Annotated in this window: 15 protein-coding genes; 4 read left to right on the top strand and 11 right to left on the bottom strand. The window is 68.6% G+C overall.

What is annotated here, in order from left to right; translation table 11 throughout:
- Nucleotides 1–70 precede the first annotated feature (70 nt).
- The 6 genes from IF46_RS34295 to eccD all read right to left on the bottom strand — a co-directional run bounded on the left by IF46_RS34295 (nucleotide 71) and on the right by eccD (nucleotide 6,263).
- Complete coding sequence (locus IF46_RS34295) at nucleotides 71–2,059, bottom strand: WXG100 family type VII secretion target (RefSeq protein ID WP_157562779.1); 1,989 nt, start codon at nucleotides 2,057–2,059, stop codon at nucleotides 71–73.
- Between the two features lie 34 nt (nucleotides 2,060–2,093).
- Nucleotides 2,094–2,537 (bottom strand): hypothetical protein, encoded by a 444-nt coding sequence (locus IF46_RS0109090; RefSeq protein WP_030487851.1) that lies wholly within the window; start codon nucleotides 2,535–2,537, stop codon nucleotides 2,094–2,096.
- A 113-nt stretch (nucleotides 2,538–2,650) separates the two neighbouring features.
- Entirely contained in the window at nucleotides 2,651–2,932 is a 282-nt protein-coding gene (locus IF46_RS34720) for a WXG100 family type VII secretion target (RefSeq protein ID WP_198041398.1), read from the bottom strand.
- Between the two features lie 61 nt (nucleotides 2,933–2,993).
- Nucleotides 2,994–3,272, bottom strand: a complete 279-nt coding sequence (locus tag IF46_RS34725; RefSeq protein WP_198041399.1) for a hypothetical protein — start codon at nucleotides 3,270–3,272, stop codon at nucleotides 2,994–2,996.
- Nucleotides 3,273–3,464: 192 nt separating this feature from the next.
- Nucleotides 3,465–4,865, bottom strand: a complete 1,401-nt coding sequence (gene eccB, locus IF46_RS0109105; protein ID WP_030487854.1) for a type VII secretion protein EccB — start codon at nucleotides 4,863–4,865, stop codon at nucleotides 3,465–3,467.
- 3 nt (nucleotides 4,866–4,868) lie between these two features.
- Nucleotides 4,869–6,263 (bottom strand): type VII secretion integral membrane protein EccD, encoded by a 1,395-nt coding sequence (eccD, locus tag IF46_RS0109110; protein ID WP_036391556.1) that lies wholly within the window; start codon nucleotides 6,261–6,263, stop codon nucleotides 4,869–4,871.
- A gap of 234 nt (nucleotides 6,264–6,497) precedes the next feature.
- On the opposite strand from eccD, the gene eccCa reads away from it, so the two are divergent.
- On the top strand, nucleotides 6,498–10,448 hold the full coding sequence (gene eccCa / locus IF46_RS0109115) for a type VII secretion protein EccCa (RefSeq protein ID WP_198041410.1): 3,951 nt from the start codon (nucleotides 6,498–6,500) through the stop codon (nucleotides 10,446–10,448).
- A 63-nt stretch (nucleotides 10,449–10,511) separates the two neighbouring features.
- Here eccCa and IF46_RS0109120 read toward each other — a convergent pair whose 3' ends face one another.
- The 3 genes from IF46_RS0109120 to IF46_RS35120 form a co-directional block, all read right to left on the bottom strand.
- Nucleotides 10,512–11,741, bottom strand: a complete 1,230-nt coding sequence (locus tag IF46_RS0109120) for a S8 family serine peptidase (protein ID WP_051723777.1) — start codon at nucleotides 11,739–11,741, stop codon at nucleotides 10,512–10,514.
- Nucleotides 11,738–13,540, bottom strand: a complete 1,803-nt coding sequence (locus IF46_RS0109125) for a S8 family serine peptidase (RefSeq protein WP_051723778.1) — start codon at nucleotides 13,538–13,540, stop codon at nucleotides 11,738–11,740. The genes IF46_RS0109120 and IF46_RS0109125 overlap by 4 nt, the downstream gene beginning before the upstream one ends.
- A gap of 157 nt (nucleotides 13,541–13,697) precedes the next feature.
- A complete protein-coding gene (locus IF46_RS35120; protein ID WP_232233979.1) occupies nucleotides 13,698–15,206 on the bottom strand; it encodes a hypothetical protein in 1,509 nt (502 codons plus the stop codon).
- A gap of 210 nt (nucleotides 15,207–15,416) precedes the next feature.
- Here IF46_RS35120 and IF46_RS33175 point away from each other — a divergent pair, with 210 nt between their 5' ends.
- A complete protein-coding gene (locus tag IF46_RS33175; protein WP_198041400.1) occupies nucleotides 15,417–17,345 on the top strand; it encodes an RICIN domain-containing protein in 1,929 nt (642 codons plus the stop codon).
- 471 nt (nucleotides 17,346–17,816) lie between these two features.
- Here IF46_RS33175 and IF46_RS0109140 read toward each other — a convergent pair whose 3' ends face one another.
- The gene (locus tag IF46_RS0109140) at nucleotides 17,817–21,077 is read right to left on the bottom strand and encodes a glycosyl hydrolase family 95 catalytic domain-containing protein (RefSeq protein ID WP_232233980.1); all 3,261 of its coding nucleotides are present in this window, start codon (nucleotides 21,075–21,077) and stop codon (nucleotides 17,817–17,819) included.
- An 825-nt stretch (nucleotides 21,078–21,902) separates the two neighbouring features.
- On the opposite strand from IF46_RS0109140, the gene IF46_RS0109145 reads away from it, so the two are divergent.
- Complete coding sequence (locus IF46_RS0109145; RefSeq protein WP_030487862.1) at nucleotides 21,903–22,514, top strand: oxygenase MpaB family protein; 612 nt, start codon at nucleotides 21,903–21,905, stop codon at nucleotides 22,512–22,514.
- 202 nt (nucleotides 22,515–22,716) lie between these two features.
- Here the strand turns inward: IF46_RS0109145 and IF46_RS34300 are convergent, their stop codons facing one another.
- Nucleotides 22,717–22,914, bottom strand: a complete 198-nt coding sequence (locus tag IF46_RS34300) for a hypothetical protein (RefSeq protein WP_030487863.1) — start codon at nucleotides 22,912–22,914, stop codon at nucleotides 22,717–22,719.
- Nucleotides 22,915–23,173: 259 nt separating this feature from the next.
- On the opposite strand from IF46_RS34300, the gene IF46_RS0109155 reads away from it, so the two are divergent.
- Entirely contained in the window at nucleotides 23,174–25,006 is a 1,833-nt protein-coding gene (locus IF46_RS0109155) for a bifunctional metallophosphatase/5'-nucleotidase (RefSeq protein WP_051723780.1), read from the top strand.
- Nucleotides 25,007–25,094: the final 88 nt, after the last annotated feature.

Consider the following 25,094-nt stretch of genomic DNA (forward strand, 5'->3'; position numbering starts at 1 on the left):
TAAGGTAAGCTGGCCTTTCCTGGCCGTTTGCGAGCTGCCGAACGACGAGGACATGACCGTTGCCTTCAGTTCAGTAACCACGGCTCGGTCGGCGGCTCGTGCCGTGAGACGGTGCGTACGGCGCGCCGGGCGACTGCGGGACGGCGGGTCGGTTGGAATCGTCGAGGCGGTCGAAGTTGTCGTCGCGGCCAATCACACCATTCAACAGATCCGTTTCGGTGCCCCAGAGCTCTTCTTCCTCGGCCAACCAGGTCTTGCGCTCACGGTCCTTCTCCTCGGCACCGCCCATCCCCCCGCCGCCCATCGGGCTCATCGGGCCCATCGGGCCCATCGGCGAGCCCATCGGACCCCCGCTAGCGTGGGTCGCCGCGGTGCCAGCGCCAACGCCAGGCATCGACGACGTCGACCCAAGCTGGCCGATCTGCATTCCGCCCGCGACAGCACCAACGGTCGCGCGCTCACCCGGCGCACCACCGAACTGCTCACCACCGATCTCACTGCCGGCGCCCCCGAACATCCCCGGCAACGGCTTCCCACCGGGCAGATCATCGGTATCGATCGTCATCGGCCCCTCATCGAAGTCCCCAGCGGGACCACCAATCACCCCAGAGCCGGGCTTGTCATCATTCGGCGACGGACGCCCACTGCCACCCGTCGACCCCCCGATCGAACCGAACCCACCAGCAGCGAACCCACCAGGGGGGAGCGCCCCGAGGCCACCAGTAAGTCCACCCACCCCACCGAGACCCAAGCCGGGAGTCGCACCGGGCAGATCACCCAACCCGAAGTCGCCACCGGTGAAACCGCTCGGCGATCCCACACCCGGCGTTCCCGTGCTCGTGCCAACGCCGGACTGGAAGCTATCCCCGAGCCCTGGAACGTTCGACTCAAAACTGCCCGCTGGCGGCAGGTCACCAATGTCAGGACCGCCAGGACCACCCGTGGTATCCGAATCCTCGGTACCACCGGTGTCCAGACCATCGGTGGTATCCAGACCATCGGTACCACCGGTGGTACCCAAGCCATCGGTACCACCCGTGGCACCCAAGCCATCGGTACCACCCGTGGTATTGGGACCACCGGTGCTGGGGTCACTAGTAGGCGGTGTCGGAGTCAACATGTTGACGGTGGTGTCGTCGAGGCTGTCCCGAAGAGCTCCGTAGATGCGGCGCATCTCCTGATCCAAATAATTCAGACCCAACTTGAAGACAGCCCGCATGTCATTATCCAGCTGCGAGATAGCACTGGGGTCTTCGAAGTTGTACGGCCTGGAATTCCCGTCACCGAATTCCAGGTTGAATACCGCACCGCTGCCGCTGGGATTGAATCTCACCTGGTGCATGAGCTGATCGAGCACCCGGGATATTATCTCATTCGGCCGATGAATCCCATAACCCGCCCAAGCTGACCAGAGCGCCTGAGCGTCTGCCCAGAATTTCTCTGCCGCATGCCCATTCTTGTGCAGCATATCCGACCAGTTTTTACTCGACTGGAGATTATCGCGCAGGACCTGCATCTCTTTCCGCAGCCTCTCCGACGACCCACGGAAAGCCGTCGCCGCCGCACCCGAGAACGCCGACTGACCACTTGAAAGGTCATCTATCTCTCGCTGCAGCTCCGCAATCGCATGAATCAGCCAACTCTCCGCGTTGTACATCGTCTCCGCCGCGTCATGGAATGACTTCGGATCCAATAGCAACGGAGAGGTGGGCGAGAGAACGGTATCACGGGAACGATCCCAGAATGCCCTATAAAATAGATCGTTCGGGGACTCCCCCTCTCCCCCGATGAACCAGTTCACCCGCGCGACGACATGCAGGTAGGTTAGATTACCGTCGGTGGCATGATTGGCCCCGACATACCGATAGAAGGAGAACTCGTTGTCCGCGTTCCGTTGAGTCTCGTGCTTTTGCAGCCAAGTATGGATGACATTATGGCTGACCACGCTGATCCAGGGCACGTCGGTGAATTTGGTGCGGTCCACAGCCGGCATACCCAAAACCTGCAGGAGTGCGTCTTCCCACTTAAGGTTCTCCAGAACCGCTACCGGCTGCGTCATCGATTCCTCAATTCAGGCAAACACGAAAAACGAGTCAGCTCGACTTGTTGTTGTTCGTGGTGGTGCTGTTGGGGTTCGTGGTGGTGCTGTTGGGGTTCGTAGTGGTGTTGTTGGTGGTGGTCGTGTTTGGCAGGCCGACGTTGCTGGCAGTATTGACGTTCCGCAACTCGGCGTCCTCACCAAGCCGAAGGTTCACGGTCAACGCCCTACTGAGGCTGGATAGTTGAGTCTCGTGGCCTACGAGCACCTTGTCGACGGAACTGCCAACTTGCTTCAACCTGGCCTTGAGGTTCGCACCACTCGGAAAGGCGTCACCACCGGCGGCGACGTTCAAACTTTCGAACGGTAGCCCGTGCGGGTGACCCGAGTCGGCCGGGTTGAAGCCTGAGCGTACGGAGTTGATCTGACTCCGCAGCAGGTCGACCTTTTTCCGCGCCGCTTCGAGTCTCGGTTCATCGTGGCGAATGGTGGGTGGCATGTGTGACTCCTTCCATTAGTTCGAGCAGCGGATCACAAGGGAAGTACGGGTGGCTCGCCAGGGCCCGGAGGGGCAGCACTGGACATTGTCCGGACCACCCCTCCGGAGGCACATCAGAACTGGCTCGCGCCCTGCTGGTCGGCGCTGCGCATGGTGTCTGCAATCTGCCTGAGCGCGTTGCTCGCCTGCACGCCGGCCTCGTTGATCCGACTGTGGTTGTTGCCCCACTGAAGCTGCGCAGTCGTGTAGGCCTCGACCGTCGCACCATTGTTTGCCGACTGGTAGATCGACACCGCACGCTGCAAGGCAGCGTAGGCCTCTTCGAGGTTCTGCGGGACCTTTGCAATCTGGTCCGCAGTAGCTTCCATGCGTTCAGGAGTACCGGTGTAACTCATCCCTCTGCCCTTCTCGTCAACACTGTCGGGGTTGCCAGCAGTCGCCGGCAGAGCACTCGGATCAGGTCCAGCTGGCCAGGCCCGCGCCGACCGTCTGGGCGGCGCCCAAGTTCGTGTCCTCGGCAGAGCTGGAGATCTTCCCGGTGAAAGCCACCTTCTGCTCGATCTCGCTCCGCGCGTTCTCGAGGGTGGTGGTCGCATCGTTCAGCGTGGTCAGCCCGTTGTTGTAAACGGTGGCGGACTGGCCGGTGTAGTCCCCCGCGAGATCAGACTTTGCGTTCTCGATGGCGCTCCGCGCGGTCATCAGGGCGCTACCCATTTCAGCCAGGGCGTTACCCAAGGCCTCCCGGGTAGAGTCATCTACACTAATTCCAGGTTGCGGCACCTTGGATCCTTCCTTTCCTGTTTGTGTACCGAACGGCTCCGTCGGAACCGTCCAACTTTGGGGCTACCGACCGGCACCCGATCGTGAAGTGCAGACGATGACGGGCATCTTCGGGTCGGCCACCAGCACCATTGATCAGAGGGCCGATCACCGCTCTTCCAGCGCCGATTCGAGCAGCGGCCCGGTCGGCAACAGCTCGAGCAGCCGGCGGGGCACCGGTCGCGCACCTGTCACTGGATATCCGAGCTGCGCAGCGACCTGCGCGGAGGCCAGCGGGAACTTCACGCCGACATCGGTGACCAAATAGAAGCCGGAGCCAACCGCCTGGTCCTGCCGGCCGGCCAGCACCAGTCCGCCGACCCCGGACTGGACGGTGATCCGGGCAGCGGTCAGCGAGGTACGGGTCACGCCGGCGCTGTCGGATACCGCGGCCGAGACGGGGGCCGGCTGACCGGCGATCACCTCAACCCCGCCGTCTGCCATCGTGTGCCGGACACACCAGGTGCCGTCCGTCGGCAGCGGCGGCAACTGCGGTGGAGACTCGGGGACTCCGGCCGGCAGCACCGCGCGGGGGGAGACCGACAACCGGGCCAACGCTGCGGGGCTCAGCTCCGACGGCGTCACCGCCCGTCCCCCGTACAGCTTCGTGGTCTCCTCATCGGCGGCGACGATGGTGTAGGCGAGCTGGTTCAGCTCCGCCAGGCCGTCGCTCAGCAGCAGGTACCGACGCTCCTGCGAGCCGGTGCCGCGGGCCACGAAGAGTTCGCCGATCCGCGCCTGTCGCCCGTCGACCATCGGCCCGGGTGAGCCTCGTCCAGCGACCGGCACCGGTGTCAGGTCCGGCCCGACCGGCACCAGGTCCAGCCAGCTCGGCTCGACCTGCACCGCACGCTTGTCGTAGCCGAACAGCCGGGCCAGCCAAGGCTGCGTCACCCGCAGCCGCCGGCCCTGCCAGATCAGGAACGTCTCCCCGTTCGCGGTGGCCACCGCCGCCTTGCCCGCGCCGAGCGGTGCGCCCCCGGCCTTCGCCGGCCCCTCCACGGTGAGTGTGGTTCCGGTGGACAGGGCGCCGGCCTGGTCCCGTAGGGCGAGCGCGCAGACAGTCCAGACCTGATTCCCTACCTTGCCGGGGGCCGGCAGGGCGTCCGGAGCACCGACGATGCCGAGCGGCTGGCCGTGCGGCACTCCCTTCAAGGAGTTGCGGGAGACTGAGACGACCCCAGGCTCACCGCCGAAGAGCAACCGGGTCGACGCGTGGTTGAGCACCGGATGCAGCGACCCGCCGGCATAGACGTAGCGCGTGCCGGTCTCCTTCTCCACGACCAGGACACCGGGGGTCCGCCACTTGGTGGCGCCACCAGGGACGAAGTAGCCGTAGACGGCAAACCCGACGACAACCAGGGCCGAGACCAGCAAGCCGCAGATTGTTCCGACGGTCATCCGCCGGTGCGGATTCTCCAGTCCGTCCGGGTCAGCGGCGACCAACGCACCAGACAACCGTCCCAGCACATACGACTGCGCCTGGACCTGATCACGACGGGCCTGCACGACTCAGCCCGCCAACGCTCGGGCTGCGCCGTACGCGCCCAGCAGGGCGAGCAGGATGGGCAGCATGGCAACGGTGCTGAGCAGCTGTGCGACATCGCCGACCCGGCCCCAGTACGGCATGATTCGGCGGTTCGGAAGCTTGCTACCGAGCGCGAAGAGCGCCAGCCCGGCGACCGGTAGGAACCCGGCCACCACCGCGAGCCTCGACAGCGGTCCCGCGTCGGCGAGCGTGAGCAACGCCAGCAACGCCAGCCCGAGCACGGCGGGCACGGCCGACCCCAGCCGGTGCCAAGCGCTCGTCATCGGACGCAGCGACAGCAGCCGGACCAGCGCGACCAGGCCGGCGAGCGTCCAGGCCGCCCACCCGCCGGCCCCTACCAACAGGAGCATCGCGATCGTGGTGGCGAACCCGTTCCCCAGGTAGAGGCCGGTCATGAAACGGTCGGCCCGGGCCGTCTGCACGAGCAGCACGTCGCTCGGCTCCGGGTCGATCTCCTCCTGCAGATGTTCCGGCTCGGTGGGCAGCGGGGCGAGTCGAATCTTGGCGAGCCGGAAGGCGACCAGCGGAACCGGCACGGTCAGCACGGTCGCGAGCACTACGACGACCGCCGCCGCGCTACCCGTGGGCAGGTTGAGGAACGCGGACATTCCAGCGCCGACAGTCCCGTACAGGGCCGCGCTGAAGACTCCGACGACGAGCGGACCGGCCCAGCCGAGGAGGAGCCCGGCGAGCAGTGCGACCACGCCGCCGGCGACCGCACCGGTGAAGAGGTGCACCGAGCCGAGGCCGAGCGCCGCGTCATCCTGTACGGCATCCGGTGCGATCAGGCCGGCCAGGAACGCGTACGCGATCCCACCCAGCGCCGCGACCAGCCCGAAGCCCCGGTCGCCCGCGGCCCGGGTGCAGCTGAAGGCACCGCCCAGGCAGATCAGGGCGATCAGGGCGGCGGCGAACGCCCGGGCAATCGGCGGGCCGGGCAGCGCCACGACAGCGAGGCCGAGCAGGAGCAGCAGCACCAGCACACCGAGCGCGGACCAGCGGATCATCTCCGGGCGCCAGAGCCCAGACCGGCCGCGTACGCCGGTAGCGAGACCGTCGGCGAGGTCGTCGAAGTGCACCGGCGGGATCTGATCGGAGCGGGGGCGTAGGTAGACCAGGTCGCCGTCGTGCAGCCCGAGAGTCGCGACGCTGCTGTCCTCGTTCAGGGGTGGCTCGCCCAGCCGTTGCAGCACCCAGCCACCGTGGGCCAGCCCCGCGTCGGCCAGTCCGCCCCCGAGATGGCTGAGCAGCACGGGCAGCAGGTCGGCAACCGGCACATCGGCTGGTACGGCGACCTCCAGTTGCCGCTGTGGTCCATGGACCACCAGGCGGCACATCTCGGAGGCGGCATTAGTCATGTCCACCACGACGTGGTCGCCGGCCGGCGGGTTCAAAAAGAACTGAACGAAATTCGCCTCGCATCACCCAGCGCGACGTTGACCCGATCGTGGGCGGCGTCCGTCGTAATGGTCGGACTCGGCACGGCCGCCTCGGCGCCGGTCCAGGAGGCGGGTGTTCTCCCGCAGAGCGGAAGGCTGTCCCTTTTGAGTACGCTGCTGTTCCGACGTCCGGCCCGACGTGTCGGGCCGGAGATGCCGTCCGGCGAGATGACTCTGCAAGAGCCGCCGGAGCTGCCTGAGACACAGAGCGGCGGCATGCGCCACGCGCTGATGGTGCTGCCGATGGCGCTGATGTCCGGCGTGATGATGCTCATGTACGTCACCATGTCCCGTGGGCCGCTCACCTTCGTGATGTTGGGTCTGATGGCGGTGGCCATGGTCGGCATGCTGCTCGGCCAGGTCATGGCGGGCGGCATCGAGCGTAAGAAGCGGCTGGGCGGCGACCGTCGGGAGTACCTGCGCTACCTGTCCCAGAACCGGAAACGAGTACGCAAGGACGTGGCCCGCCAGCAGGAGGCCAACAACTGGCAGCACCCCAGCCCGCACTCGCTCTGGTCGTTGGTGATGACCACCCGACGGTGGGAACGCCGCCCCACCCACCCGGATTTCCTGGAGCTGCGGGTCGGCACCGGTGAGCAGCGGCTGGCAATGCGGATCACTCCCATGCAGACCAAACCGATCGAGGACCTGGAGCCGTTGTCGGCGAAGTCGCTGCGCCGCTTCATCCGCGCCTACACCACCCTGGCGGACCAGCCCATCGCGCTTTTCCTGCGTGGATTCGGCCAGGTACGCCTCGCTGGGGAGCAGCAGGAGCGGCGGGCGTTCGCTCGCGCCCTGCTGAGTCAGGTGGTCACGTTCCACGCCCCGGAGGAGGTCCGGCTGGCGCTCTGCGTGGCCGACGACGGAGTCGCCGCGTGGGAGTGGGCCAAATGGCTGCCGCACCTGCAGCACCAGACCGAGCATGACGCCGCCGGCGCGGTCCGCCTGGTCGGCGACAGCATCGAGGCGGTGGAGCGACTCTTCGGCGAGTCGTTCGCCGCCCGGCCCCGGTGGGAGTCGGGCGCGACCCCGAGCCGCGACGAGCCGTTCGTGGTGGTGATCCGCGACGGTGGCCGGCTGGCGAGCAACAGCCGGTTCGCCACCGCCGGTTACCGCAACGCGGTCCTGATCGACCTGGACGACCCGAGCCCGTCCGTTGGCAAGGGCACGATCTGCCTCGCGGTGGAGGGCGACAACCTGCAGATGCTCCGGCGGGACCGGGTCGGCAACGAGGTACGCACCCGGCTGGCCCGGCCGGACCGGATGAGTGTGGCCCGGGCGACGGCGATCGCCCGGCTGCTGTCGCCGTACCGGATCGGTGTCGTCACCGAGACCGCGGCGGACACCCTCGCCTCCGACTTCGACCTCGGCGCGATGCTGAACATCCCGGACGTCAAGCGTCTGGATCTGGCGAAGCTGTGGGCGCCCCGGTCGATCTCGGATCGGTTGCGGGTGCCGATCGGCATCGACGCCGCCGGCCACTCGGTCGAGCTGGACATCAAGGAGTCGGCGCTGGGCGGCATGGGCCCACACGGGATGCTGATCGGTGCGACCGGTTCGGGCAAGAGCGAGCTGCTGCGTACCCTGGTGCTGGCGCTGGCGGCAACCCACTCCTCCGAGACGTTGAACTTCGTCCTGGTCGACTTCAAGGGTGGCGCCACCTTCCTCGGCCTGGATCAACTCCCGCACACCTCGGCGGTCATCACCAACCTCGCCGACGAGGCCGCGCTGGTCGGTCGGATGCAGGACGCGATCCATGGTGAGCTGGTCCGCCGGCAGGAGCTGCTGCGGCAAGCGGGCGGGTTCAGCTCCGTGCTCGACTACGAACGTGCGCGGGCCCAAGGGGCATCGCTCGATCCGCTGCCCACGCTCTTCGTCGTGGTCGACGAGTTCAGTGAGCTGCTCGCGACGCACCGCGACTTCATGGACCTGTTCGTGATGATCGGGCGGCTCGGCCGGTCGCTCGCGGTGCACCTCCTGCTGGCCAGCCAACGCGTCGACGACGGTCGGATCGGCCAGCTCGAATCACACCTGTCGTACCGGATCGGCCTGCGGACCTTCTCCGCCATGGAGTCCCGCTCGGTGATCGGTGTGCCGGACGCGTACGAGTTGCCCCCGGTGCCGGGCAGCGGCTACCTCCGCACCGATGTGTCGACGCTGATCCGCTTCAAGGCCGGGTATGTCTCCGGCGCCTACAAGGAGGCCGTCACCCGGGTGCGGCAGGAGGTTCTGCAGCAGCAGGTCGTGCCGTACCGGTTGGAGCCGGTGATGGCAGCCGAGGTCGACGCCGCTGAGGAAGCGACCGAGGGGGACGACCCCGCCGACGCCCTGGCCGGGCTCTCCGCCATGGAGACGGCGCAGGAACGCAGTGTGCTCTCCATGGTGGTGAGCCAGCTCGTCGACAACGGGCCACCGGCGCACCAGGTCTGGCTGCCACCGCTGAGCGACTCACCGACGCTCGATCAACTGTTGCCGACGTTGACCCCCGACCCGGATCTCGGTCTCACCGCCCACGACTGGCCCGGCAACGGCCGGTTGATCGCACCGGTGGGCTTCATCGACAAACCATTCGAGCAGCTACGCGACCTGCTGGTGGTCAACCTGGCCGGCATCGGTGGGCACGTCGGCATCGCGGGCGGGCCGCGCAGCGGTAAGAGCACCCTGCTACGTACGCTGATCAGCGCCCTGGCGCTCACCCACAGCCCTCGCGAGGTGCAGTTCTACTGCCTCGACTTCGGCGGTGGCACGCTCAGCGCGCTGGCTGAGCTGCCCCACGTGGGCAGCGTCGCCGGTCGGCTCGACACCGAGCGGGTGAACCGCACGATCGCCGAGATCACCGGCCTGGTCAGCGAGCGGGAACGGCGCTTCGCCGAGCTGGGCGTGGACAGCATGGAGACCTACCGGCAGTGGCGTGCCGAGGGCCGGGTCACCGACGACCCGTTGGGTGACGTATTCCTCGTCGTGGACGGCTGGTTCACCCTGCGGCAGGAGTTCGAGCAGCTAGAGATGGCGGTTCGGCAGTTCACCGCGCAGGGTCTGAACTACGGCTTCCACCTGCTGCTGACCGCGTCCCGCTGGTCCGAGGTGCACCACGCGATGCGCGACCAGGTCGGCACCCGGCTGGAGCTGCGCCTCGGCGACCCGGTCGACTCCACCGTCGACCTGCGCATGGCGGCCACCGTGCCGCAGCTACCCGGCCGTGGTCTCACCCCGGACAAGCTGCACTTCCTCGCCGCGCTGCCTCGGATCGACGGCAAAGCCGACCCAGACAGCCTCACCGACGGGGTACGCACGCTGGTCGGCATGGTGAGCGAGTTCTGGACGGGCGATTCGGCCCCGCCGGTGCGGACCCTGCCTACGCTCCTGCCGGCCGAGTCGTTGCCGGCGCCGCATGGGGACCTGAAGGTGACGCTGGGCCTGGACGAGGCCACGATGCAGCCGCTCTGGCACGACTTCTCCGAGCTGCCGCACCTGACCTCACTCGGCGACAGCCAGAGCGGCAAGACCAACCTGCTACGCCACCTGGCCCGGGCGGTGATGAGCCGGTACACCCCGGCGGAGGCTCGGATTCTGATCGTCGACTACCGGCGGCAGCTCTTCGAGTCGGTGCCGGAGGAGTACCGGTTGGGCTACTCCGTCTCCACCGACTCGACCAAGGCGACGGTGGCTGACGCGGTGGCTGGTCTGGCCCCCCGGATGCCAGGTGGAGACATCACCCCGGAGCAGCTGCGCCGCCGAGACTGGTGGACCGGGCCGCGGCTGTTCGTCCTGGTCGACGACTACGACCTGCTCTCCGGGCACGAGAGTCCGCTGCTGCCGCTGCTGCCGTACCTGTCCCAGGGGGCGGACATCGGTTTCCACCTGGTGCTCACCCGGGGTGCGTCGAACGTCGTCCGCATGTCGATGGACCCGCTGATTCGGCGGCTGCAGGAGACGAACAGTCCGGACCTGGCGCTCTCCTGCCCCCCGAACGAGGGTCCGCTGCTCGGCAACACCAAGGCGCGGCACCTTCCGCCCGGACGCGCGTTGCTCTGCACCCGACGCGGTGCCCGCCTGATCCAGACCCCGTGGATTCCGCCGCAGGAGCAGCCCCTGACCGCCTGAGCCCAGCCAGTGCGGTGTCCGCCGGATCCGGCGGACACCGCACTGGCGTCAGGCCACCCGCCGTCAGGATCGCCAGCGGCGGCGGCGACCCCATCGGACGGTCACCATCGACAGGTGCACGAGGCCGGCCAGCCCGATCACACCACCAGCGACCGCAGCGGCGATCACCTTCCGCAGATCGATCGGGGGGACGGCCGGCAGCACCGGGGAGACCGGCGCCTGGGTGGGCAAGGTCGCCTCACTCAACTCCACCGCGGTCATCGCCTTGTACAGGTCGAGGGTGCCGTACCCGACCGAGGCGACGGGCCAGGTGCCGAGCGGGTGCTCGGCCGCCAACTCCAGCCGGTGCCGGACCTGCGCCTGGGTCAGGTTCGGGAAGTAGGCGCGCACCAGCGCCGCCGCACCGGCCGCGTACGCCGCCGCCACCGCCGGCCCGGTCACCGAGTAGTGGCCTGGGCCCTTCGGTGCGAGGCTTACCGCTCCGGCTCCCGGGGCGAGCAGGTCGACGCCGGCCGCCGGTGGGGCCAACTCGGTCGGTACGCCCTTGAGGTCGAACCCACCCACCGCGAGGACATCCGGGTCGGAGGCCGGATACCAGGGTGTGGAGCCCTCGGTGCCGGTCGCCTTCTCACCGGAGATCGCGGCGACCACGACGATGTCCCGGCTGATCGCCTCCCGTACCGCGCTGCGCAGCCCCGCAGTCGGGGTTTCGGTACCGAAACCGATCAGGATGACGTCGGCCTTCGCCGCCGTCGCCGCCCGGATGCCGGCGGCCAGCGCGTCGTCGGGCACCTCGCCCTTGCCGGTCGCCACCCGCACCGGCAGGATCGTCGCGCCGGGGGCGACCCCGACGAAGCCGCTGCCGGTGATCGGTCGCGCCGCCACGATTCCCGCCAACGCGGTACCCCGACCGATGCAGTCCCGGTCACCGGAGCCGGGCTGTGTGACATCGGTGCCGCTGCGGACCGCTCCTTTCAGCCCGGTAGCCGCAGCGCTCACCCCGCTGTCGATCACCGCCACCAGCACGCCGTCGCCCCGGGTCAACGGCCAGACCGCCGACGGAAGCATTCGACGCACCGCCCACGGCGGAGTCTCGGCCACCGTCGGCGACGGGCCCACACAGCCCTTGGTCACCTTGGGCAACGCCGGCGGTTCGGTGCCCGAGGCCACCTTCTCCCCGAGCGGCACGCTGGCTCCAGCCTGCGCCGACTCCGGCAGCACCGCGCCGGTGACGCCGGAGAGCAACACCGCCGCGAGGAGTGCGCGCGGCAGCAGGCGACAGGGCCGGATCACCCGCGTGCTGCGGAGCCGGTCGAGGTCGACCCGGACGTACCCGGGGCAGTTGCCCCGGTCTGCGCCTCACCTCCGGCCGACACCTCGAGGTGGGTGACACCGTCGTCGACGGGGGCCGGCCCGGCGAACCCGGGAACGGGAAGGCCGTCCACCCGGAACACACCCCGAACACCGTCCGGGTTCTCGATGGGCGAACCCACCGGCCCGCCGGGGACCTCACCGGGGCCGGGCCGGCGGACCCGGGCGGCCACACCGTCGCCGGTCGCCGCAAGCGCCCCGGACGGACGCCGGAACAGCAGTGCCGCCCCCGCTAGCCCGGCCACCACCAGCAGGCCGATGCTGAGGATGCGACCCGTCGGCGTACCACCGGAATCGCGCGGCGCGGGCTTCACCTCCGCGGCGAGCGCCGTGGTGACCGCGGCGTTCGCGTTGACCATGCCCCAACCGGTGACCGGATCGGGGTCGGTGCGTCCGGCATGGTCGGCGGTGGCCTTGATCCGCTTGACGACCTGCGCCGCGTTCAGATCGGGGTGGGCGGAGCGGACCAGAGCCGCCGCGCCGGCCACGAAGGCGACCGCGTACTGCGAGCCGCTGCCGGTGCGCATCCCCGCGCCATTGGCCCCGATGGAGCCCACGTCGATCCCCGGCGCGGCCACATCCACCCCGGCCGGCTGGTAACTGGCCGCCGGCTGCCCCTCGGCGCCGAAGCCGCCGACGCGCAGCAGGCTGTCCGGTCCGCTGGGGGCGCTCGGCGACGTCGAACCGTCGGTGGCCGCCGCCAGGGCCGGGGCCACCAGCACCACGTCGTGCTGGGACGCTTGCCGGATCGCCTCCGACACGTCGGCGTCGGAGACGTTCACGAAGGCGCCGAGCGCGATCACCCGGGCACCTGCGGAGACCGCGACCTGAATCGCGGTGGCGGCGTCGGCCGACTTCGACTGCGGGGTCTCCCCCACCACTCGCAGCGGCAGGATCGTCGCCTCCGGCGCCATGCCGACCACCGGAGTACCCCGGGTCGCGCTCGGCGCGCCAGTTCCGGGCGTACGGGCACCGATGATGCTCGCCATCGCGGTGCCCGAGCCGAGGCAATCGATGTCACCGCGACCGCTGCCCGCCGGGATGTCCGCCCCCACCGCGACCCGCCCGCCGAGTTCCACGGTGGCCGCGTCTACGCCAGAGTCGACCACCGCGACCAGCACGCCGCTGCCCCGGGTACGCCCCCATGCCTGGTCGGGGGTCATCCGCTCCTGGGCCCAGCCCGCGTTCGCTCGCGGTGGCAGCGGATTGGCGCACGGTCCGGAGGTCGGAGTGTTGCGCGGCGGCGCCGGAGGCGGCGGCGGGGGTGTTCCCGGGCTGGTGCCGCCGGCCGGTGCTCCGGTGGGGACCTGACCGACGCGTACGCCGTCCCCGACCGCGTCCCAGGGCAGGATCAGCGACCAGCCGGCACGCAGTTGCCTCGACTCGGTCAGGGTCTGACCGTCGGGCTGCTGCCGGCCGACGTTGAGCCGGTAGATCTCCTCGGCCCGGCTGGCGGTGCCGAGCAGTCGCCCAGCGATCGCGGCGAGGGTCTCCGGCCCGTCCTGACCGGCGGTAACCGCGTAGTACTTGGTGAATGTCTCGTTCTGCGCCGGCCCGCCGGTCGCGGACGGTGTGGGTGCCGACAACACCGCAGCGGACATCACGGCGGATGCCGGCACCGCCACGCCCGGCAGCTCATCCGCTCCGGTCGCCTGCGCCAGGGCAGCCACCAGGGCCACGCAGCCCAGCACGCTGGACCAGGCCCGTACCTTCGCCGTCACAGACGGTCTCCTTCGCCTCGCGGTGTGCTCGCAAGACGACGCTGTGGGTCACACCGCAGAGTCGCCCTCCCCGACGACGCTGCCGTGGGCCCGTTGGTTCAAATCTCACCTCGACCGGCCCGTGACGGTCGTGCACGGGACCGCCGGGTGCCAGCTGTCAGGGCTTCGGCTCGGTGACCCGAACTGACCAACGGGTCCGCATCATCTCGCCGACCAGCACCGGAATCACCCGGTGGTCGGTCCGTGCTGCCAACTCCCGCGCGCTGGTCAATTCCACGCCACTGAGACCCGCGCTGACGATGATGCTCGGCTGGGGCAGCATCGCGATCTCGCGCTGGCTGGTCGGGAAGGTGTCCAGCCGCCGCCACCCGCGCGGAAGGTCGGCGCCGAGCACGTCGCCGACGACGTTCACCGCCAACACGGTCGCCTGGAGTCCTTCGGCCATCGCGCGTGCCTGCCGACGCGCGGCTGAAGGCGTGCCGGTGACGGTGAACACGTCGGGCGTGGCGCCGAGGTCGACGACGAACTGCCGCCCACCCTGACGGCCGAGGACGAACGGCATCAGCGCGGCCGAGAGAGACTCGTCGCCAAGCCACCCGCAGGGCACGCCGGCGGCGTCGTCCGCGGCGGCGCCCATCAGACGTACGTCGAGCCGGTCCGGCGGGTCGCCCGCCAACGACTCGAGAATGACGACGGCACGCCCCGATGCCCACATCGCCGACACCGATGGGGCGGGATCGACGCCTGCGGTGTCGACCGCCTTCGGCACGGTGTCGGCCGGAGCGGAGTCAGCCGACGGGGACCTCACCGGAGCCGGAACGGCAATCGGTGCGGGAGGCGGCTCGACGGCCGGAACGGGGACCGGGACCGGAGCCGGCTTGGCGGCCGGAGGCGCAACGGGGGTCGGGACGGCGGCCGGGACTGGGGTCGGCGTCGGCTCGGCGGCCAGGACCGGGACCGGAGGCGGCTCGACGGCCGGGACGGCGGCGGGCAGAGCTGCGACCTGCGGCTCAGGCACGGCCGCGACCTGCGGCTCAGGCCGGGCGGCCTCCGGCCGGGCGGTCGTAGGTTGGGGCGTCGCCGACCCACGGCGGCCACGGAACTGCCACAACACCACCACGATCAGGAACGCCACCATCAACCCGGCGATGCCGATGAGGTACGAGGTGGTGCTCGTACCGTCGGCACGGGAGCTGGTGGGGGCGGCGCTGGCCGATGGGGTCACCGACGGCAGCGGGAGCGGCCCGACGTGCACCGCCGCGCCGCGGGCGTCGGCCGGCAACTCGAGCACCCATCCGGGTTGCAGCGCTGCCAGCGGGTCGGTGAGTCGACCATTGTCATGCTGCAGACGGCCCCGATTGAGCTCGAAGATCTCCTGGGACCGCTTGCCGTCGCCGAGCGTCTGCACCGCAATCTGGTAGAGGTATTCGCGCTGGCCGTCCCGAGGGGCTCCGACCAGGTAATACCGCGAGGCTCCCGGGCTCGCCACGACGCCGGCCGGGGAGGCGGGAACGTCGGCCTGCCCGGACACTCCCGGACTCGGCGGCGCAGCGGCCAGCACCGAGGTTGCCATGGGCAGCGGCCCCAGCAGCACGACGACGCCGAGCAGCGGCATCATCAGGCCAACGCGCAGCCAACCTCGTCGGTTCCCGACCTGCCTGCCCATCCGCGCACCATCCCTCGCCGAACGCTCGCCCTCAGGAACGGCCAAGACCGTACGCGATCGACCCTGGCCCGGCGAACTGCGTCACCGCCCGATCCCACGTCGGCGTCCGTGGTGAAGCAATTCGTCGGGCCGCTGAACCAGCGGGCTTCGGGAGCCGTCGTGCTTCGGAAGACTGCACGCCCGCAGGGAGGAACAACCAGGATGCGATCGATGCCCGGCGCCGGTGGCGCGTCGAAGCTGCGCAGGCTGCTCGTCGAGGTGCCGCTGGGCGCTCGACGACGCTCGGCTCTGCCCTCTTCGGGCCCGCGCAAGACACCGAGCTGGTTGGCCTGGCTCGACGCCCCGGGGCGGCGGATCGCCGCGGCCACCGTACTGCTGTCTCTTTCTGCGGCGTCCGGTGTGGCGGCCGTCTCCGGCTTCGGTTTCGGCGACGACGAGCGCCCCGGGCGGACGGTCCCAGCGAGCCAGGTGCAGGCGATCTCGGCGGCCGCTCTCGCCTGTCCGACGCTCTCCCCGGCCCGACTCGCCGGGCAGCTGATGGCCGAGTCCGGCTTCGATCCGGCTGCCCAAACCGATCGTGGGGGTAAGGGCATCGCTGGCCTGAGCGACGCCCTGTGGGCCGATTGGAAGCCTGGTGCCGCGGCGCGGCGGGAGGACCCGACGGCGAACATCACGGCGCTCGCCCACTACATGTGTGACCTCTCCGGCCAGGTCCGTCGGCACACGGCGAAGGGCGAGCAGTGGCGGCTGGCGCTGGCCGCGTACCACTCCGGCGTACCGGCCGTACGCGATGCCGACGGAATGCCGGATCGCGCCGAGAAGTACGTCGACACCGTGGCCGGCTACGCCGGCTGGTACGCCCGCCAGCCGGAGTTCCGTAGAGGCGGCAACCAGTCACCGGGGCCCGTCGGCGGTGTCGCGCCGACTGCGGGCACGCCGGCGATCCCGGTGCCCGACGCGTACCTGCAGGCGATCCTGGATGCTGGCAAGACCTGCGTGGCGGTGCCCCCGACGCGGATCGCCGCCCAGCTGATGGCCTCCTCGGCGTTCAACGCGAACCTGTTCGGCGCCAACGGAACGCAGGGCATCGCGCAGTTCAACCCCGCGGTCTGGGCGCAGTACGCCCCGAACGCCGCGGTCGCCTCGCCGTGGTATCCGCAACAGGCCATCGCGGCGCTCGGCGCGGTGATGTGCCGCCTGGTCAAGGAGTTGGACCAGGTGGGCGAGGGTGACCCGTACCAGAAGGCGCTGGCCGCGTTCCAGTGGGGACCGGAGGCGGTGCAGCGTGCCGGCGGCGTGCCGGACTCGCCAGCGGTACGCGACTTCATCGCCCTGAACGAGGCGTACCTCGTCGATTACCAGCGCGACGCGCGGCTGCCCGGCCCTCGACCCACCACTCCCCCGGGTGCTCCGTCACGTACGCCGGGCGGGCCGGGCAATAACGCCCCGTCGAGCCTCTCGCCGGCGGAGGTGTTGGCTCGGGGCGGAACGGTCACCGGAGGCGGCATTGCCACCGGTGGTGGAACGACCGGCGGCGGCACCAGCACCGGCGGCGGCACCAGCACCGGCGGCGGCACCAGCACCGGCGGCGGCACCAGCACCGGCGGCGGCACCAGCACCGGCGGCGGCACGAGCACCGGTGGCGGGACCAGCACGGGCGGCGGGACCAGCACCGGTGGTACCACGCAGCAGCCGACGAAGGCACCAACGAAGGCACCGACCACCAGCCCGCCGGTGTCGACTGCGACGGCGACGACCGGTGCGGTGCAGATCTACAGCCACGACAGCGGCAAGTGCCTCGACGTGACGGACGGCGCGTACACGAGCAACCCGCAGCTGCAGATCTGGGAGTGCAACGGCGGCCCGAACCAGGCGTGGACGGCCTACAGCGACGGCACGCTGCGGGCCTTCGGCCGGTGCATGACCGTGTCGGGGGGCTCGACCGCGAGCGGCGCCAAGATCATCTTGAGCACCTGCAACGGCAGCGCTTCCCAGAAGATCGCGTTGAACAAGGCGCACGACATCGTCAACAAGAACGCGGACAAGTGCATAGACGTCAAGGAACACAGCACCGCCAACGGCGCCCGCATCCAGCTGTGGACGTGCATGGGCACCGATAACCAGAAGTGGAGCCGATAAGGCGCCACCGCCCTGCAGTAGATCGCCGGTGGCATCGGCAGCGACGATGCCACCGGCGCGGCGTACGAACGAAGCTCGTCACCCCAGGAACGCCCGCGCCGATCTTGCACTTTCGGTCGCCGAGATACGCGGAATGCCCGCTTATGTCGCGACAGAAAGTGCAAGATCGCGGCCGAGTCCGGTCGATCATGGAGTTGTGGTGCCTGGCTTGGCGCTATACGGGGTGCTTTGTCACCCACCACAACTCCATGATCGACGAGGCGATGCGGGTTGGCGGACGGACGGTCCGTCTTGCACAACGGTTTGACCAGGACGTCCGGGTGTGCGCTCGGCGCACCGAACACGAAACAGGCCACCGCAGCGTCGCTGCGGTGGCCTGTTGCCACGTGACCCACGAGGCGCACTCGCCCCGGTGGAGTCACGGCTCCGGGTGCGGCACGGCTCGCGTGCCGCACCCGGAGAACGACTGGATCAGCCGTTGAGGAGGTTGAACTTCTCCCAGGTGCTGATCGCTCCGGCTGCGGCGATCAGCGGGTCGGCTCCGTAGTTCGGGGCGGTGACGTACTTGCCGTTCACCGCGGCCCGCAGGCTGACGGTGCCATCCGAGTTCCGGATCAGCGCGAACGTCTCCCACGTGCCGATGGCAGCCTTGTTGGCGATCAACGGCTGAGCGCCCTTCTCGGCGGCGGACACGTACTGGTTGTTGATCCGGGCCCGGAGGGCGACGTTGCCGTTACCCAGGTCGATCAGGTCGAGCCGCTCCCAGACACCGATCGCGCCGGCGGCGGCGAGCAGCGGGCCCGATCCGGCGTCCGAGGCGCTGACGTACTTGTTGTTGACGACCGCGCGCAGCACGACCGGGCCTTGCTGGCTGGGCGTAGGCGTCGGCGTGGGAGAGGCCGTCGGAGTCGGCGTGGCCGTCGGCGTGGCCGTCGGCGTGGCCGTCGGCGTGGCCGTCGGGGTCGGGGTGGGCGTGGCCGTCGGCGTCGCGGTGGCGCTCGTGCCGACGATGATCCGCAGCGCGTCCACCATGCCGATGCCGGACGAAGCCTTGTTGACGATGCGGATGGTGTGCGTGCCGTTCGTCATGCCAGTGCGGCTGAACACCACCTGCTGGACCTGCCGACCGGTGTTGACGTACAGGTTGACGTTCTTCTGGAACACGTCGTCGATGTAGACGTCGACGTTGCCCTCGTCGCCGTTGCGTTCGGTGATGTACTCGACGCCCGTACCCTGGAAGGTGTACGAAGCGGTCGCGCCGACCACCGAGGTGTAGTGGGCGTCGTCGCTGTAGTCACCCACGCCGCGGTTGTTCGTGAGGAACCAGTTCTGGTCGTACGTCAGCAGGGTGTTGTTGACCATCGAGGTCTTCGCGTCCAGGCCGAGCGTGGAGGCCGTGCCCGCGAGGTTCTTCTCCACCTGGTTGGCGGTGCCGCGCAGGGTGGTGGCGCTGTAGCCGGTCAGCGGCTTGGCGGTGCGCTCGACCACGTACGTCGTGTTCGTCGCGGTGGCGAAGCTGATCTCCGCAGCGGAGCTGGTGGTCAGGATCGCGTTGTCCGAGGTGCGACGCACCCGGACCTGCTGGCCGCTCCACGGGTTGACGACCTTGGCCTGCTTGCCGTAGAGGCTCTTGATGCCGATGTACTTGACGTCGCCGGCCTCGCGCTCGGAGCTGACCTGGAAGCCGTCCTTGGCGAGCAGGGTGAACTTCCCGACGAAGCTGGAGTCGGTCGGCACGGCCGGGAAGACCCGGATCTTGTCGTTGTACGACTGCAGCAGCGACTCGTTGATCGCCATCAGGTGGTTGCCGAGGTACTCGAAGACGCCGTTGTCGTTGGCGGTCAGGCCGTTCGGGTAGTTCTGGTACCGCTGCGTCAGGTACTTCATGCCCTTGAACGCCTCGTTGCCCAGGCCCAGCCGGGCGGCGTGCACCTGGTCGTTGGCCCAGATGTTGTCGTACGGGTGCGGCCGCGCGTTCCAGGTGTTGACCATGGTCTGCTGGTCGGAGTAGCCGATACCGCTCTGGTCGTTGGGCCAGAGCATTTCGAGCGCGACGTTCTCACCGTTGCGGACCTGCGACGCCGGCGGGTCGTGCGGCAGGTAGATGCCGTTCTGCACCTGGTACGGCGCGAGCTTGCTGACGATCGTCTGCCAGTTGGCCCGCAGCCCCGAGTCGAGGCCGAGCTGCTCGCTCGCCGCGACGGTCAGCGGGAAGAGCATCCGGACCGCAGCGAGGTCACTGATGGCGTTGCGGACATCCCAGTACGTCTCCCGGGCGTTCGAGGACGCCATGTAGTACTGGCCCTTGGTGGAGTCGTAGGAGAGCTTGTCCTCGTAGAACTTCACCACCTCCCGCATGAACGGGTACGCGGTGTTGCGCAGGTACGACTCGTCGTTCGTGTACCGGTACTGCAGGTACATCTGGTAGGCGACCTCGGGACCGGTCGAGTAGAGGTCGTTGACGAAGTCGCTGTTGATGGTGCCTCGGGCGTTTCCGTCCCAGCCCATCGTCTCCGGCACCCAGAGCCCGTCGCTGCCGTACCGCGTCGTGGTGTACGCCTTCAACGCGTCGTAGTTACGGCTCCAGAGCTTGTTGGAGGTCGCGACCAGGTCGGCGTGGTTGGAGGCGTAGAACGAGTTGTAGATGGCGCGTTGGTTCCAGTGCCAGTACGCGTTGGTCCACTTGCTCTGGTCCTGCGTGGCCCGGAAGACACCGTTGATGAAGTGCGACGGGTAGTTCCCGTAACCACCGGCGGCGATCATGTAGGTCGCCAGGTAGTAGACGTTCTCCAGGTAGTCGGCGTCGCCGGTGCCGTTGGAGTACTGGACGAACGACTTCGCCCAGAAGTCGTGCCACCAGTTGCGGTAGCTGCTCAGGGTGTTGGTGTAGCCGGTGCTCTTGACCGTGGCGAGCTGGCTGCGCGCCTGGCTCACCGAGTCGAAGCTCGGAGCGTTGATGCGGCTGGCCGCGGTGAACCAGATGGTGTAGCTGTTCGTCGGGGTGATGTTCAGCCGCACCCGTCGTCCGTCGACGACCTGGGAGGTGAAGTTCGCCCCCTCCACCGTCGCGGCGAGGGTGTAACCGAAGTGGTTCGCGTCGGTCTGACCACGGCTGATCCCGACGCCGCTCGCGTCCGCGAAGGTCGAGTACGTACGCCAGGTGTTGAGGTCCGGCACGTCGGCGATGTTCTGGACCGTGTTCGGGTCCCAGAGGCTCAGGTCCAGCCCGATGCTGCTGACACCCGTGCGGGAGTCCTCGACGTGGATGCCCATCACCTCGGAGTTCGGCGAACCCATGACGGTGACGGTGCGGTTGCTGTCGTACTTCGTGGTCAGCGTCCCGTCGTACAGCGACAGCCGCTGCTGGAACGTCGTGTACCCGGTGTCGAATCCAGGGCTGCTGGACAGGTTCACGTTGCCGGCCGCGTAGGTGGACTGCTCCGCGAGGTCCACCCCCGAGACCTGCATCGACAGGCCCTTCTCGCTCCAGGCCATCGCGCCGGTCCGCCCGTTGCCGACCGTGAGGCCGTGCAACGGGTTGGTGTTCGGCCGGTTGTAGACGACGTCATGCTTGGCGAGGTAGCTCGCGTAGTCGACGTTCAGTGCGCCGGTGCCCGCGTTGAACGCGTTGTCCGTCGTCGCGGCCGGGGCCGCTTGGGGTGGGGCGGTGGCGACCAGCGCTCCCGCGAGCAGAACGGCCGCCGCCACACGCAGCGGCTTGGTGAACTTCACGAAGATCCTTCCAATGGTCGTGCTGAGGCCGCCGAGAAGGTCTCCCGGCGGCAGGCTGAGGTGACAACGTGGGCCGCAGTCGGCGTGGACTGCCGCGAATCGGGCGCTAGGTTGTCGGCAGACTCCGCTGCTGGTTGGCGCCGTCCCAGATCCGCTGGCGGGTGCCGCTGATGCCGGCGCTGGCGAGGTCAATGCGCTCACCGACGCCCCGGACGCGGGAGGCATCCCTCGGCCTCGCGGCTCGGGCCGGTCGGCCCTCGGCGAAGCCGGGTTGCCGGCGGTGGCCGGAGCTCGGTGATCGGCCAGATCGCATCGGCGCGTCATCCCTTCCCGGTTGCCTGCTGTCCGGCTAGAACGACGAAACCCCAAAGCATATGGTTCAACGTAATTTGCGGAAGGTTGACCGGATACCCGGCCGGAGCCGCCCGGCAGCGCCGGGTTAGAATCCGGCCAGGTTCCACCCATGAGGCGTACGCCACCGCGGCCGACGCGCCAGGGGCCGGCGGCGCTCAAACAGCAGGCGTACGCCACGTTAAATGCGGTCACCACATTGATGGCGAACGCTCGCTTCGACCATCCTCCTGCCCCGGGCCAGCCACCTGCGCTGTGATGCTTCCGACAGGCGTCCGCCCTGAACCTTTCTCAGCCCCATCGCGTCGAGGGAGAGTCAACTTTCCCTGGAGGATCAAATTGCGCAGCCCGTCACCGCCCTTGTTGCCACGCCCGGATGAATCACCTGTCGGTGCCCACCGGCCCGGGTCGTCGGTCATCAAGGAGTTGAACTCCGCACGGCTGCCAGTTCTGGTCGGAACCTGGGCGTCGGCCATGACGCTCTTCGCCTATGCGCCGGTTGCCGCCTCGATCGCGCGCACGGTCCGCGACAACCGCCGCGCCAACCCCGTTGATGAGCTGCTAGAGCTGACCATGAGTGGCGTGTTCGGTGACGACGAGCAGTGGCTCCGACCCACCCGCACCCTCGAGCCGCCGCGGAAGTTCGGGTGGGGCAAGCGGCCCGCGACCTCGACATTCCAACAGCACGATCCACTGCATTCGACCGCCGTCTACACCATCGTCGTATACAACCTGTTGCGAACTCAGGAGCTGCTCCATCGACGGCTCAACGACCGCGAACGGGAGGCCTACCACCGGGACGCGACGCTGGGCATCGGCGCGGTGCTCGCCCCTCGCGGCCGAGTTCCGCAGACCTATGACGAACTGCGATTCCACTACAATTCGATCGTCGAGCGGCACCTGAGCTTCGACCGCCGGTTCATCGACCTGTATGAGAAGTCCCGCGATCAACAGCTCGCCGGCACGCCGATGCGGGACCTCACCGTGCCGGCCGCACGCGTACTTCCGCCGAGCCTCCTGGACGTGCTGCACCTGACCGAGGTCACCAGGGTGCCGCACGCGGAGATGACGACCGTGGGCCAATAGAGCGTGCCCCGCTCGTGCTGGACATGCTCATCCGAGTCGCATTGCCTTTGGCGGAAGCAGGCCATCGTCGGCAACGAGCTGGTTATTTCGACAGACGACGATGGCCTGAGGGTTTCTCGCCGCTTTATGCCGATCACCGTTCTGGCCGTGGCCAAGGCAACAGCGCGCGTCGATGAGCCGAACTTCCCGTCTCAGGCGTCGATCAGTGGCGTCTGCGCTCCCAACGGTCTTGCCGTTCGGCATAGGCACGCCGCGCGTCCGCCAGACTGACCGGTTCGACGCCCGGCTCAACCACCACAGATCGCTGGTTCAGCGCCTCCACGTACTGCTCGAACCACATGGCGCGGCTCGCGAGTTCTTCCGCGGACGGCCCCTCCTGCTCATCGGCATGCTCGTCCATCCTCTGCGCCTCTCGTCGTCGATCCGGTTCAAGTACTGGCTCAGCCGCTCACCGCCGACCGGGTCTGGCTCGCTCTTCACGAGCTCCGTTCGCTGCGGCTATCGGATCGATGAGCGACCGGGTACGTTACTCGCCGTTCACGGTAGTGCTTGATCATGAGCGTGAAGATCAGCAATCTCGTTCGGTGGCGCCGAAGCAGCGCACCCAACGATGGTCCAATGAGGAGTGTTCGTTGCGTTCCATACCTATCCGCGTAGCCATGGCCACGGCCGCCGCGACACTGGTCGTGCTCGGCACCACGCCGACTCCGGCGCAGGCCGCGACGACCGAGGTGCAGATTCTCGGTTTCAACGACTTCCACGGCCGCCTCCTGGCGCCCTCCGCGGGTGTCGGTGGTGCCGCGCAGATGGCCGGCATGATCAAGCAGTTGAAGGCAGCCAACGACAAGACGCTGGTCCTCTCCGCCGGGGACAACATCGGGGCTTCACCGTTCATCTCGTTGGTGCAGAAGGACCAGCCCACGCTCGACTTCCTCAAGATGATCGGAGTGGCCGCCTCGAGCATCGGCAACCACGAACTCGACCGCGGCTTCGACGACCTCAACGACCGGGTCATTCCCCGCGTTGACTTCCCCTACCTCGCGGCGAACGTCTACCGGGGTGCCGAGCCTGCTCCCGGCCGGCTGGAAGAGTCCACCGTGCTGACCGTCGGCGGCGTCCGGATCGGCGTCGTCGGAACCGTCACCCTCGAGACGCCGTCACTTGTGTCACCAGCCGGCATCAAGGGTCTTGAGTTCAAGGACCCGACCGCCGAGGCGAACCGCGTCGCGGCGAAGCTCAAGAAGTCCGGCAATGTCGACGCTGTCGTGCTGCTCGTACACGAGGGCTCCGAAACGAGCGGCACTGACGCCAAGGCCTGCGGCAGCGTGGCAGACCCGGCCACTCCGTTCGGCAAGATCGTGACCGGCGCCAGCGCCGACATCAACGTGATCATCTCCGGTCACACCCACGTCTCGTACAACTGCTCGTACGACGTTGCGAACCTGGGACACCAGCGGCTGGTCATGCAGACCGGCCGCTACGGGGACGCGCTGGACCAGGTCAAGCTCACCATCGCCAACGGCAAGGTGACCGCCGCCAAGGGCGCCGTCCTGCCGATCAAGGATTACCCGGAGGACCCGGCAGTCGCGCAGTTCGTGGCCGATACCAAGGCCGAGGCCGACGTGCAGGGCAAGGTGAAGATCGGCGAGATCACCGCCGACATCAAGCGCGCGGTCACGGCCGAGGGGGTCGAGGACCGGGGCAGCGAATCGACTCTTGGCAACTTCATCGCGGACGCTCAGTTGGAGGCGACGAAGGCTGCCAACCGGGGCGGCGCGCAGATCGCCTTCATGAACCCGGGTGGCCTCCGCGCCGACTTCGTCAAGCGCCCGGACGGCAGCGTCACCTTCGCCGACGCCGCCACGGTCCAGCCGTTCGCGAACGACGTGACCACCAAGTCGTACACCGGTGCGGAGATCAAGGAGACGCTGGAGCAGCAGTGGCAGCCCGCAGGCGCGTCGCGGCCGTTCCTCCACCTGGGTGTCTCCAAGGGCTTCAGCTACGTCTACGACCCGAACGGTCCCGCCGGTAACCGGGTCATCGCCGACCGGATCTTCCTGAACGGCAAGGCGATCGACCCGAAGGGCACCTACCGGGTGACGGTCAACTCCTTCCTGGCCTCGGGCGGCGACAACTTCCTCGCGCTCGGCGGCGGTAACAGCCAGGTCAGCACCGGCGACAACGACCTGACCGTGCTGGTCGACTACTTCAAGTCGAAGTCGCCTGTCACCGCCGACACCGTGGAGCGGGCCTACACCGTCAACCAGCCGGGTGCGCCGGTCGCCGGCGGCGGCTCGAACGGCGGAGGCTCGAACGGCGGCAGCAACGGCGGCAATGGCAATGGCGGTGGAGCGGGCGAGGAAGAGCCTGGCCTGCCGATCACCGGTGCCAAGGTGATCACGATCGTGGGTGCCGGCATCGTCCTGCTGCTGGCGGGCATCGTCGCGCTCATCACCGCCCGACGGCGGCGAATCCGGCTGACCGTCGAGTGACGCGAGCCTGAGTAACTGTCGTCTCCGGAAGCCGTCGTAGGCTTCCGGAGACGACGCCGGCCGCAGGCTGAGACGTCGAGCACGTCGT

The sequence above is a fragment of the Micromonospora chokoriensis genome (assembly GCF_000718555.1).
GTDB lineage: Bacteria > Actinomycetota > Actinomycetes > Mycobacteriales > Micromonosporaceae > Micromonospora > Micromonospora chokoriensis_B.